12 protein-coding genes are annotated in these 11,657 nt (G+C 70.7%); 4 read left to right on the plus strand and 8 right to left on the minus strand.

All coding sequences use genetic code 11. The features are described from left to right. Positions 1-3 precede the first annotated feature (3 nt). The gene (gene fliP / locus ACILRB_RS03400; protein ID WP_395664885.1) at positions 4-747 is read left to right on the plus strand and encodes a flagellar type III secretion system pore protein FliP; all 744 of its coding nucleotides are present in this window, start codon (positions 4-6) and stop codon (positions 745-747) included. Positions 748-1,197: 450 nt separating this feature from the next. Here fliP and ACILRB_RS03405 read toward each other — a convergent pair whose 3' ends face one another. The 4 genes from ACILRB_RS03405 to ACILRB_RS03420 form a co-directional block, all read right to left on the minus strand. Beyond that, positions 1,198-1,701, minus strand: a complete 504-nt coding sequence (locus ACILRB_RS03405) for an MmcB family DNA repair protein (protein WP_395664886.1) — start codon at positions 1,699-1,701, stop codon at positions 1,198-1,200. Between the two features lie 104 nt (positions 1,702-1,805). Next, positions 1,806-3,743 carry a DUF882 domain-containing protein gene (locus tag ACILRB_RS03410; protein WP_395664887.1) on the minus strand — a complete coding sequence of 646 codons (1,938 nt, stop codon included), beginning with the start codon at positions 3,741-3,743 and terminating at the stop codon, positions 1,806-1,808. Positions 3,744-4,104: 361 nt separating this feature from the next. Next, a complete protein-coding gene (gene hemW, locus ACILRB_RS03415) occupies positions 4,105-5,286 on the minus strand; it encodes a radical SAM family heme chaperone HemW (RefSeq protein WP_395664888.1) in 1,182 nt (393 codons plus the stop codon). 133 nt (positions 5,287-5,419) lie between these two features. Then, positions 5,420-6,193, minus strand: a complete 774-nt coding sequence (locus ACILRB_RS03420; protein ID WP_395664889.1) for an SDR family oxidoreductase — start codon at positions 6,191-6,193, stop codon at positions 5,420-5,422. Positions 6,194-6,321: 128 nt separating this feature from the next. Here ACILRB_RS03420 and ACILRB_RS03425 point away from each other — a divergent pair, with 128 nt between their 5' ends. Then, positions 6,322-7,221: a LysR family transcriptional regulator gene (locus tag ACILRB_RS03425; protein WP_395664972.1), complete on the plus strand. Its 900-nt coding sequence runs from the start codon at positions 6,322-6,324 to the stop codon at positions 7,219-7,221. Positions 7,222-7,248: 27 nt separating this feature from the next. Here ACILRB_RS03425 and ACILRB_RS03430 read toward each other — a convergent pair whose 3' ends face one another. From ACILRB_RS03430 to rph, 3 genes are all read right to left on the minus strand, one after another. Further along, positions 7,249-7,545, minus strand: coding sequence for a hypothetical protein (locus ACILRB_RS03430; RefSeq protein WP_395664890.1), 297 nt, complete (start codon positions 7,543-7,545; stop codon positions 7,249-7,251). Between the two features lie 173 nt (positions 7,546-7,718). Continuing rightward, positions 7,719-8,351 carry an RdgB/HAM1 family non-canonical purine NTP pyrophosphatase gene (gene rdgB / locus ACILRB_RS03435; RefSeq protein ID WP_395664891.1) on the minus strand — a complete coding sequence of 211 codons (633 nt, stop codon included), beginning with the start codon at positions 8,349-8,351 and terminating at the stop codon, positions 7,719-7,721. Next, complete coding sequence (gene rph / locus ACILRB_RS03440; RefSeq protein WP_395664892.1) at positions 8,348-9,061, minus strand: ribonuclease PH; 714 nt, start codon at positions 9,059-9,061, stop codon at positions 8,348-8,350. Before rph ends, rdgB begins: the two co-directional genes overlap by 4 nt. Before the next feature lie 162 nt (positions 9,062-9,223). On the opposite strand from rph, the gene ACILRB_RS03445 reads away from it, so the two are divergent. Further along, positions 9,224-9,562 carry a hypothetical protein gene (locus tag ACILRB_RS03445; RefSeq protein WP_395664893.1) on the plus strand — a complete coding sequence of 113 codons (339 nt, stop codon included), beginning with the start codon at positions 9,224-9,226 and terminating at the stop codon, positions 9,560-9,562. A 23-nt stretch (positions 9,563-9,585) separates the two neighbouring features. Here ACILRB_RS03445 and ACILRB_RS03450 read toward each other — a convergent pair whose 3' ends face one another. Beyond that, positions 9,586-10,560, minus strand: a complete 975-nt coding sequence (locus tag ACILRB_RS03450; protein WP_395664894.1) for a DUF58 domain-containing protein — start codon at positions 10,558-10,560, stop codon at positions 9,586-9,588. Between the two features lie 271 nt (positions 10,561-10,831). Between ACILRB_RS03450 and ACILRB_RS03455 the strand changes: the two genes are divergently transcribed. Beyond that, the gene (locus ACILRB_RS03455) at positions 10,832-11,641 is read left to right on the plus strand and encodes a CDP-diacylglycerol diphosphatase (RefSeq protein ID WP_395664895.1); all 810 of its coding nucleotides are present in this window, start codon (positions 10,832-10,834) and stop codon (positions 11,639-11,641) included. Positions 11,642-11,657: the final 16 nt, after the last annotated feature.

The following is an 11,657-nucleotide window of genomic DNA, read 5'->3' on the forward strand; positions in this document are numbered from 1 at the left end:
CTGATGAAACGAAAAGCCGTCTGGCGCCTCGCGGCCGCTCTGGCGGTCGGGGCTCCTGGCTTCGCGATGGCGCAGACCATCGACCTCGGCGGCCTCGCGCCGCTCGGGGACGCCGCCGCCGCAGGCCGCATCATTCAGCTTGTCGCCATCCTGACGGTGTTGTCAGTGGCCCCCGGGCTGCTCGTCATGACGACGAGCTTCACGCGCTTCGTCGTCGCGCTTTCCTTTTTGCGCGCCGGGCTTGGATTGCAAAGCACGCCCGCCAATCTTGTTCTGATCAGCCTGTCGCTGTTCATGACCTTCTACGTCATGGGCCCCACGTTCGAGAAAGCATGGGACGGCGGGATAAGGCCGATGATGGAAAACAGGATGTCGGAGGAGGAGGCCTTTCCCAAGATCGTGGCGCCGTTCCGGGAGTTCATGCTCTCGCATGTCCGCGAGAAGGATCTCAAGCTCTTCGACGATCTCTCCCATGAAACCTCGCGCGCCCGCGATCAATCGCCGGAGGATCTGCGCACGCTCGTTCCCGCTTTCATGATTTCCGAGCTGCGGCGCGGGTTCGAGATCGGATTCCTGATCGCCCTGCCGTTTCTTGTCATCGACATGATCGTGTCCACGCTGACCATGTCGATGGGCATGATGATGTTGCCGCCGTCGGTGATCGCGCTTCCGATCAAGGTTCTCTTCTTCATCCTGATCGACGGCTGGAGCCTTCTCGTCGGCAGCCTTATCCGCTCTTACGCCTGACGCCAGCGGCGCGACGTCGGACTGCGGGGTTTGAGAAGCCTGGGGCGTCCGGCCGAGACGCCGGGCGAGCAAGTCTGGGCTGACGCTCCTGCGTCGGCCGGACGGCTTCGCGCCGCCGCGCGGCGAGCAGCGACCGGCGTGCGTCGGGCGTTCGGTTCCGGGTCTTGCGCATAATCGAGCGCGGCCGTCGCGCGCATGGTCTCTTGTGACGCGCGCCGCCGGCCGGCTTTTGGAGAAAGGCCGCGCAGGCGTGGTCTCCGTGACCTGCGGCGAAAATTTCGCGCCGCTTGATCGGGGCGGACGCCTCGGCGCGGTCGGGCCTCAGGATTTGAGCGAAGGTCGAAGCCCGGTCATCGCGCGCCGACGCCCGCTCATCCCGCCCGGCCGGGCGACCATCTCGCCTTGCCGCGCCATCTCGCCCTGACGCGGAAAATGGTTCGCCCGGGCGTTTCAAAAGGCCTCGGCGCCGGCGGCGTCCGGGTCGCTCAGCGCATGCAGCCTGTGGGCCGCCGCCTGGGCGAAGCGCGTCACGACGGCGCGGCGCGTCGCCGGCGCGACCTTGTGGCGCGGCGCCTCGCGCAGGATTGCGGCTCCATAGGCGTCGGCGACGATCAGGCCCGCGTCCTGCGGCATGATGTCGAGCGGCATGCTCGCCGGCACTGCGAAATAGAGCTGGTCGCAATGGGCGCGATAGTCGCGCCATTTATGGTCCGCGCGGTAATCCGCGACGCTGGATTTGACTTCGACGATCAGAAGCTCGGCGCCGGCCGACAGCGCGACGATGTCGGCGCGCCGGCCGGACAACAGCGGCAGCTCGGTGACCGAGGCGAAATCGAGCCGTCGCAGCAGCCGCCGGGTTCCGCGCGCGACAAGCAGGGCGGCGGCGGACTGGCGCCCGTCGCGCGGGGGCGGCGCTGGCTCGCTGGGCGTGGCGGAGACGAAACGCGCGCGCATGGAGAAGGGCGGCTCGGGTTGGACGACGACTCGCCGCAATCTGCGGGAAAGCGCGCCGCCGTTCAAGCGCGTCGCGCCGGGCGCAAGCCGGGCTCAGGCCCCGATCAGCGCGAGACCGAGGCGTCGGTGATCTTCACGCCGTCGCCATGCGCGACGGTCTCGCCGGGCGGTTGCGGCCTTGAGAAGCGCTCATAGTCGAACAAGCCGACCGCGGCGCCATAGACCATCTTGTAGCCGGCGTAGGGCGCGGCGGACAGGGAATCGGGTATGACCCGGGCCGCCTGGCGCAGGCCCGTGAGCGCCTGGCCGAGGAAGGAGGCCGGCGCGGATTCAGCCGCCGGCGTGTCGCTCGTGAGTTCGGCGAAATTGGAGCGGTCGAGACGGGCCGAGACGATTTCGGGCGCGGCGGGCGAGCCGAGGCGTCCGACCTGCCGGTTCTTGCCTCCGACGGCGGCGTAGCCGAGCGCGCTTGTCGGCAGCGCCTGCTGGTCTTTGGGCCCCTGCGTGATGACGACGGGCAGGCTCGCGGCCCGGGCGAGCACGGCGGCGGTCGATTTCGGCTCGGGCCGGGCCGTCGGCTCCGGGGGAGCTGGCGGAACGGCGGAAAGGGGGGCGTCCGCGTCGGTCGAAGACAGCGCGGCGAGATGCGCACGCGCCGCGGGCCGTGCGGGCGGCATTGGCGCGTCGACGAAGGCGAGGGCCGCAGGCTCCGCTGCGGCCGCCGCCGCAGGGCGGCCGGGCGGGATCGGGGCTGCGGCGAACAGGGAGCGGGTCGCGGCGTCGAGCCCCTCTCTTGCGGCCTCGGGCTTGTCCTTGGGGGTTGCGTCGGCGGCGGCGACACGCGTCGCGAGCGGCTCGATCCGCTCGCGCCGCGCCGGGATGGGCGCCGAGGCGAAACGGGCGTCGGGCCTGAAGGCGACGCTTGCGGCCGCGACCGGCGGCGCGCTTTCCGGCGCGGGCGCGGGCCTTTGCGCCACGGCCGGCGCGGGCGCGGGGGCCGCGGGTTGGGCGGGCTGCGGCGCGGGAATGGCTGCGGGCGGCTGGAGCCCGGCAAACAGCGTGCGGTTCTGGCCGCGTGTTTCTTCGCCGCGGGCGTTGGCGGTCTCGATCGCGGCGACGGCCGGAGCCTCGCGGGCGCGTCTCGCGGCGGCGCGGCGTTCGGCGGCGCTCATGCGGACAGGCTTTTCGAGCGCCGCCACCTGCGTCGCGCCAGAGCGCGGCGTCTGGGGGGCGCTCTGGGCCTGGGACGCGACGCGCGCCGCCTCCGCCTGCTCCTGGCGGTCGCGGGCGCCGCCGAACAGCCAGGCGAAGATGCCGCCGGCGGGCGTCTCGACCGGCGTGGTGTCGACGCCGCCGCCGCGCGCGGCGATCTCGGCGCGGGCTTCCTCGTAGCGGGGCAGCGTGCGCCCGTTCGAGGCGAGATGCGCGCATTTGCCGTCGGGAAAGAGGCGCGCGAGCTGGTCATAGTTCATGCGCGGCCAGCTGCGCACATTGCCGACGTCGAGATGGACGAAATTCTCGCGCGAATAATAGCCGACGCCGCCGCGCTGCAGCTTCATGCCGATCTCGCGGATCTGCTCCATCGACATGCCGGGCATGGTCGTGTCCATCGCCTTGCCGAGCATGTGCTGCGAATATTCGGCCACCGCCTTGGAGCGACGGCGCAGCATGGCGTTGGTCTCGGGCGAACGATAGGCCGAATAGACGACGATCGGCTGCGTCGCGCCGGCCGAACGATAGACCTCCCACACCACGTCGAACAGGCGCGGGTCCATGCGGGTCTGGTCGTTGTTGCGCCAGTCGCGCAGGAAATAATTCAGCTTGGCGAGGACCGCCGGGTCATAGGAGCCGTTGACGCGAAACGTCGCCGCGATCGTCTCGCCGGTATGCGAATGCTGCAGATAGAGCGTGCGCGTGTCGCCGTTCGCGACCGCCGTCTGCGTCGAGCCTGTCGCCGCCATCGTGGCGAGGGCTGCGGCGGCCGTCGCGGCGGCGAGGCGGCGCGCGCCTTTCAGGGCGCTTGAACGGCGGGCTCTGCGCACGAACACTCTTCCGGTTTGTCCGGGCGGCTCGGGTCCTGCGGAGCCGGCGCGCCTCGGAAGGATGAAGATCTTGATTAGACTTGAACCATTAACGGCCCGTAACGGCCCGTCGCATTTCGTGAGGGGGCTCGCCGTTCGTGGGGCGTCTTAGCGTGCAGGATCAGGCTTGCGTGGCGGATGCGGCGTCGCCGCTTCACGCAAAGGTCAAGAGAGGCCGGGAATGTGGCGAGGGTGCGGCGTGGGCCGGGGGGCGCCCAATTAACCATGATCTCGGCCGCGCCCCGGCCGGCGCCGGCCCCAGATCGCCGCGGTTTTGGGCGACCAAGACCTCAGGCGACCAAGACCTCAGGCGACCAAGACCTCAGGCGGCGAGATCGGCGACCACCGCGTCGAGCAGGGGAAAGCCTTCGGCGCTGACCCGCAGCCGGCCGTCGCGGGTCCGTTCGACCATGCCCTCGGCGACGAGGGAGTCGACCCGGCGCGGGTCGAGCGCGCGGCCCGAAGCCGCCTCGAACCGCGCCGGATCGACGCCTTCGGCGAGGCGCAGGCCCATCAACAGGAATTCGTCGCCCTGCTCCTCGCGCGTCAGCGGCGCGTCCTCGACGAGGCCATGGCCTTCGCGCTCGACCTGTTCGAGCCACGCTTCCGGGGTTCGCGCGCAGGCCTGCGCGCGCCGCCCGGCGCCGAGCGAGAGGCGCCCATGCGCGCCGGGGCCGACGCCGGCATAGTCGCCGGCGCGCCAGTAGACGAGATTGTGCCGGCTCTCGGCGCCGGGCCGCGCATGGTTTGAAACCTCATAGGCCGGCATGCCGGCCGCGCTCATGAGCTCCTGCGTCGCGTCCCAGAAATCGCGCGAAAGCTCGATCGAGGGCAGGTCGAGCCGCCCGGCGTCGCGCAGCTTCTCGAACATGGTGCCGGGCTCGATCGTGAGCTGGTAGAGCGAAAGATGCCCGCCGGCGAGGCCGAGCGCGCGCGAAAGCTCGCCGCGCCAAGCGGACAGGCTCTGGCCGGATCGGGCGTAGATGAGGTCGAAGGAGAAGCGCGTGAAAATGGCGCGCGCGGTGTCGAGCGCCGCGAGCGCCTCCGCCACGCTGTGGCGGCGCCCGAGCGCCTGCAGATCGGCGTCGTCGAGCGCCTGCACCCCGATCGAGACGCGGTTGACGCCGGCCGCCCGGTAGTCGCGGAACCGCCCGGCCTCGACGCTCGTGGGGTTGGCTTCGAGCGTGACCTCGGCGCCGTCGGCGAGCCGCCAGCGCCGCGCCACGGCGTCAAGGATCGCGCCGACGGTTTCGGGCCGCATCAGGGACGGCGTGCCGCCGCCGAAGAACACCGAATCGACCGTCCGTCCGGGCGCGAGCGCCGCGCGATGGGCGATCTCGGCCTCGAAGGCGCGGACGAAGCGGGCCTCGTCGACCTTCTCATGGCGCACATGGCTGTTGAAGTCGCAATAAGGGCATTTCGACAGGCAGAACGGCCAGTGCACATAGACGCCGAAGCCGGGACCGGCGGTTTGCGGATCAGTCGCCAGAAGGTCAGTCGCCATAAGAGCCCTGGGTTGCGGACGCGCGTCGGTTCAGGTCGAAGGCCGGCGCAGGCCGGCCGCCGCCTTTTAACACGCCGTTCACCCAAAATTCCTTTTTCCGGCGCTCAAATTGCGCCTTTGCGCCGCCCGCCGCTCATTTGGTCGTGTAGCCGCCGTTGACCAGAATGGTCTGGCCCGTCATCCACCAGCCTTCGCCGACGAGAAAGCGCACGAAAGGCGCGATGTCCTCGATGTCGGTGAGGCCGGTTTTCGAGAATTTCGACAGCGCCGCCGCGCTTCTGTGATAGGCGACCGCCTCGGCCCCCTCGGCCGGATAGAAGAAGGGCGTGTCCATCGGCCCCGGGCCGATCGCCGTCACCGAGACGCCGCGCTCGCCGAACTCCTTCGCCGCCGCGCGGGTGAAATGCTCGACCGGCGCCTTCGTGCCGGCGTAGGACGAATAGAACGGCGTGAAGGCCCCGAGCAGCGAGGTGACGACGTTGCAGATCTTGCCGTTGTCGTTGACCCGCCGGCCGGCCTCCTTGATGAAGAAAAAGGCGGTTTTGGCGTTCACCGCGCTCATCTCGTCATACTCCGCCTCGGAGATGTCGAGGATCGGCTTTTTGAGCACCTTGCCGACCGTGTTGACGGCGATGTCGGGCCGGCCGAGCGCCGCGGCCGCGTCCTCGAACAGTTTTTCCATGGCGGCGGCCGAGGTGAGATCGGCCTGAAGGGCGACGGCCTCGGCGCCAAGCGCCCGGATCGCGGCGACGGTCGCCTCGGCGTCGGCCTTCGAGGCGGGGCTGTTGTAGTGGACCGCGACGGCTCTCGCGCCATGGGCCGCGAGATCGCGCGCGATCAGGCCGCCGAGATTTTTCGCGCCGCCGGCGACGATGACGGTTTTTCCATTGACGCTGTGATCGGTCATGCCGCTGCTTCCCTGTGGCGCCGCCGGTTTGCGGCGCCTCTCGCCGCGCAGATTACCGTCCTGGATTTCGAGATAAAGCCGCCGGCCTTGGTTTCACTGGTCAGTCTGGGCGTATAATGCTCCGCGCCATGGACCGCATCGACCAGTTCCGCATCTTCATCCGCGTGGTCGACTGCGCCAGTTTCACGCGCGCGGCGGCGGCGCTGGGGCTGCCGCGCTCGACCGTCTCCGCCGCCATTCTCGATCTTGAGACCCGGCTTGGCGCGCGGCTTTTGCACCGCACCACGCGAAAAGTCGCGCCGACGCTCGACGGCGCCGCCTTTCATGAGCGCTGCCTTCGCCTCGTCGCCGACGTCGAGGAGACCGAGAGCCTGTTCCGCCGCGCCGCCGCGAGGCCCTCGGGCCGGCTCAGGGTCGACGCGCCGGGGCGGATCGGCCGGCTGGTCATCGCGCCGGCGCTGCCCTCGTTCCTCGACGCCTATCCGGAGATCGATCTCGAGCTTGGCGTCACCGACCGGGCGGTCGACCTGATCGAGGACGGCGTCGACTGCGCCCTGAGGGTCGGCGCGCTCGATTCCTCGGGGCTGATCGCGCGCCGGATCGGCGAGCTGCCGCTGATCAACGTCGCCAGCCCGTCCTATTTCAAACGCTACGGCGCGCCGCGAACCCCCGCCGATCTCGCCGGCCACGTGGCGGTGCGCTACGCGTCGCCGTCGACCGGCCGCGTCGAGGATTGGGAGTGGGTCGAAAGCGGCGTGTTACGCACGACGCCGATGCGCGGCCGCGTTGGGGTCAACAGCGCGGAGGCCTATATCGCCTGCTGCCTCGCCGGCCTCGGCCTGATCCAGATTCCCGCCTATGACGTCAGGGGCCATGTCGAGGCCGGCGCGCTCAGGGAGACGATGCCGGAGTTTCGCGCGGCGCCGGCGCCCCTGACGCTGCTCTATCCGCACCGCCGGCATCTGTCGCGCCGGCTGCAGGTCTTCGCCGACTGGCTCGAAGACCTGCTGCGCCGGGAGATTCTCTGAATCCGGATGGAGCGCGGCGGCGGCGCGTCAGCGCGCCGCCGGACGCTGCGGAATGGCGATGCGGCGGCTGCGGCGCTCGACCACCACGGTGCGCGGGGCGCGGCCGGCGGTCGTCACGATCTGTTCGGCCTTGCGCGGCTGGGCGTTCTTCAGGAGTTCGGCGCGGACCTCGGCCGCCGGCAGATCCATCAGGGCGGCGGCGATCTCGACCTGCTCCATGAGCTGGTCGGTGAGGCCCTGCGCGGCGAGGATCGCCTCCTTCAGGGTCGGCGGATCGTGGCGCACGCGGCGCGTGCCATATTTGGTGTTCCAGACGGCGGACATCGCGGGTTCCTTCGGCGGCTGTCCCGCCCGGTTCGCCGCGGTCTCCGCGGCGCGCCTCGATATTGCGTTGCAATATGGTATGCCGCGACGCGGTCGAAATCAAGCGCGCCGCGCCGCCGCGTCCAGATTTCGTGGATTTTTGAAGCCCTCTTGCGCCCATTCCGCCCAGCGCCTCAGCGCGCGAGGCGGGCCCGGGCGAAGGCCTGGAAGGCGCGCGCGCGATGCGACAGCGCCGGCGCGCCGTCGGGCGGGATCGCCTGCTTTTCCTCAAGCGTCATCTCGCCGAAGGTTTTCGTCGCGCCGTCGGCCAGAAAATTCGGGTCGTAGCCGAACACGAGCGAGCCGCGCGCCGGAAAAACCAGCTCGCCGTCGACGCGGCCCTCGAAACTCTCCATCGTTCCGTCGGGCTGGCAGAGCGTCAGCACGCAGATGAAATGGGCGCGGAAGGGGGGCTTCGCGCCGGCCTGCTTCAGCGCCGCCTCGACCCGCGCGCGGGCGACCCCGAAATCGCGCGTCTCGCCGGCCCAGCGCGCCGAATAGACGCCGGGGTCGCCGCCGAGCGCGTCGACGCAGAGGCCCGAATCGTCGGCGAGCGCCGGCGCGCCCGCGCCCGTCGCCGCGGCCAGCGCCTTGAGCCGCGAGTTTTCGAGAAAGGTCGTCCCGGTCTCCTCGGGCTCGGGCAGGCCGAGTTCGCCGGCGGAGACCGCGTCGACGCCGTAATGATTCAGAAGCTCGCGCATTTCGGCGAGCTTGCCGGCGTTGTGGGTGGCGACGACGAGCCGTCCCCTGAGCGCCGCGCCGCTCACGCGATGGCCGCCTTCTGCAGGGCGACGAGCCTTTCGCAGCCCGAACGCGCGAGCCCCATCATGGCGAGGAGCTGCTCTTCGCTGAACACGGCGCCTTCGGCCGTGGCCTGCACCTCGACGAGGCCGCCCGCGCCCGTCATCACGAAATTGGCGTCGGTCTCGGCCGTGGAGTCCTCGGCATAGTCGAGGTCGAGCACGGGCTCCCCGTTCGAGACGCCGCAGGAGACGGCGGCGACATGGTCGCGCAGCGGCATGTCCTTGATGATGGAGCGCGAGCGCATCCATTTCAGGCAGTCGTGCAGGGCGACCCAGGCGCCGGTGATCGAGGCGGTGCGCGTGCCGCCGTCGGCCTGCAGCACGTCGCAGTCGATCATGATCTGGCGCTCGCCGAGCGCCTGCAGATTGGCGACGGCGCGCAGCGAGCGGCCGATCAGGCGCTGGATCTCCTGCGTGCGGCCGGACGGCTTGCCCGAGGTCGATTCGCGCTTGGTGCGGGTGTGGGTGGCGCGCGGCAGCATGGCGTATTCGGCGGTGATCCAGCCCCGCCCCTGGCCGCGCAGCCACGGCGGCGGCTTGTCCTCGAGCGAGGCCGCGCACAGCACATGGGTCTCGCCGAATTTGACGAGACAGGAGCCTTCGGCGTAGCGCGCGACGTTGCGTTCGAGGGTGACGGGCCGCAATGCGTCGGCGGCGCGCTTCGAGGGGCGCATCAAGGCTCCTTGCAACAGGACAGGACGTGGAAACAGGACGGGACGAGAAAGGTCGCCGGTTCCTAGCGGCCCCGGCGCGCGGGCGCAACCGCGCCGCCCCTGTTCAAACCGCGCCGGGCCCCTTAAATGGGCGGCGGGACGAAACGCCATAAAGGACAAGCCATGCGATTTTTCGCCGTCGCGGCCCTCGCCCTCCTGTGCGCCGCGGGCGCGCAGGCGGCCGAAAAGCCGACGCGCTTCTGGAACCTGACCGCCAAGACCGTGTCCGACCTGCGCCTTTCGCCGGCCGGCGCCGGCGCCTTCGGCGAGAACCAGTGCCTGAACGACAAGGACAGGGAGGTCGACCACGACGAACGGCTCGTGGTGAAGGGCGTCGACAGCGGCGTCTATGACCTCAAAATCGGCTACCAGGACGGGCGCGTCTGCCTCGCCAGAAACGTGACGGTCGAGAAGGGGCAGGTGTTTTCGGTCGAGGACAAGGATCTCGACTGCAAGAAATAGAGCCGGCCGCCGGCTCCGCCCGGTCAGTCCCGCTCGTCCGGGCGCGCGCAGAGCGCGTCGAGCAGGCCGCGCATCTGCGGCGGCGTGTCCTCGGCCGCCGAAACGGCGTAGACGGGCACGCCAAGCTCGCGCTCGACCGCGAGCGCCTGGCTCGCCTGCGCGTCGGCGAGGTCGAACAGGCGCCGCCTGACGAGGCCGTCGCCGAATTCAAGGTCGATCTGCACTTCGCCGCCCGTGACGATGATGTCGCCGGCGCGCGAGAGATCGAGCAGAAAGGGGTCGTAGACGCAGACCGCGAGCACCTGGTTCTGCGACCCGATCTCCCGCAGCAGCTCGCGCGTCGAGGCGCAATGGCCTTCGAAGTCGCTGACGACCACGATGTTGCAGCCGCCGGCGCGGGCGAGCAGCTTCGAGCGCAGCGCCGCTTCGAGCTGCTTTGGCGCGCGCGGCTGCGGCGAGCCCGCGCGCAGCTCCCCGTTCTTCGTCGCGATCGTCCTGACGAGCTGCATGGCCGCCCCGCCGCCGAGCCGCGGCTCGACCGGCTCGACGGTCGAATCATTGAACACCACGCCGCCGACGGCCGCGCCGAAGTCGAGCCCGCGCCAGACGCAGAGCGCCGCGGCCTCGGCGGCGGCGACCGATTTCAGCGAGCGCCGCGAGCCGAAGAACATCGACAGGCGCTGGTCGACGACGATCAGGACCGGCGCCGGCAGGCCGTCGCTCGAAGGCGCGCGCGGCCGCCGGGGCGCGGGAAGCGTCGAGAGGCTGCGGGCCTCGAGGCCGAGGTTCGCCGGCGCCCCGTTGGAGCGCCGGTCCGCGCGCGCGGGCAGCAGGCTCTGGGTGCGTCCCCGGCCCGCGAAACGCATGTCGCGGGCGGCCGCATGCAGCGCGACGAGGTCGGAAATTGTGGCGTAATGGCTGAATCTGGAGGAGGAGGAGGCTTCTCGGATCCGCCTCGGGCCGAAAGACCGGCCGAGATCGGCATAGGGGACGCCCATCGCACCTCCTTGTGACGCGGTCTCAAGCTGCCGTCCGGGGGGCGCGGGCTGCGCAGGAGCGGCAGGGCCGGGGCGGAGCGGGCCCCAGCGGACAAGCCAAGAAGTAGCGCGGCCGCTTTTTCTGCGCAAGAGCTGGGCGCCTGACTAGCCGGCGTCATGAAAGCAGGGTTTCATGAAAGCCGGGTTCAATGACGACGCCGCGCGGCCTTTGCCGGATCCGGCGCGGGCGCAGCGCAGATTGGCCGGTCAGATGGATGTTTTCGCTCCGCCCTTGCCGCGTTCAGACCTGCGTTCCCGCGCCGTCCTCGGGCGGCGGGCGCGCGCCGCCGTCGCCGGCGCCGCGCTCGCCTGGGCGGCCGCCGCGCCGCCGGCGACGGCCGGGTCCGACGCCTTGTGGAGCATCGTGAACGGGCTCTGCGTCCCCGACCAGCGGATGCTGAACAGCCCCGCGCCCTGCGCCGCGGTCGATCTCGACGGCGGCGAGGCGAACGGCTTCGCCGTGCTCAAGGATCTGCGCGGGCGCACCCAGTTTCTGCTGATCCCGACGCTGCGGATCGCCGGCATGGAGGATCCGCGTCTTGGCGCCCCCGGCCTGCCGAACTACTGGCGCGCCGCCTGGTCCGCGCGCCATTTCGTCGAGGCCGCGGCGCCGGAGGCGGCCTTCGCGCGCGAGGACATGGCGATGACGATCAACGGGGCCGGCGCGCGCACCCAGAACCAGCTGCATATCCATCTCGACTGTCCGCGCGTCGACGTGGCGCGCGAGCTCAGGAAGCGCGCCGACGAGATCGGCGCGGCGTTCGCCGATTTTTCGATGTTCGGCAAGACCTATCGCGCCCGCCGCATCCTGGGGGAGGCGCCGGCGCCTGACCCCTTCCTGCTCGTTGCGGCCGACGCGCCGTCGGCGCCGCTCGCGGACAATTCGATCGCGGTGTTCGGCGCGCGCTTTTCCGGCGCGCCGGGCTTCGTGCTCCTCGCGCGCAAGGCGCCGCATGGCCGCGTGCATCTCGAAGATCTGCAGGACCATGGCTGCGGCGTGCTTGAGGCGCGCCCGGCGCGGGAGGCGGGCGCGCCGAACTAGGACGCCTCCGGCGGCG

Source organism: Methylocella sp., from assembly GCF_044226135.1.
Classification (GTDB): Bacteria; Pseudomonadota; Alphaproteobacteria; order Rhizobiales; family Beijerinckiaceae; genus Methylocapsa.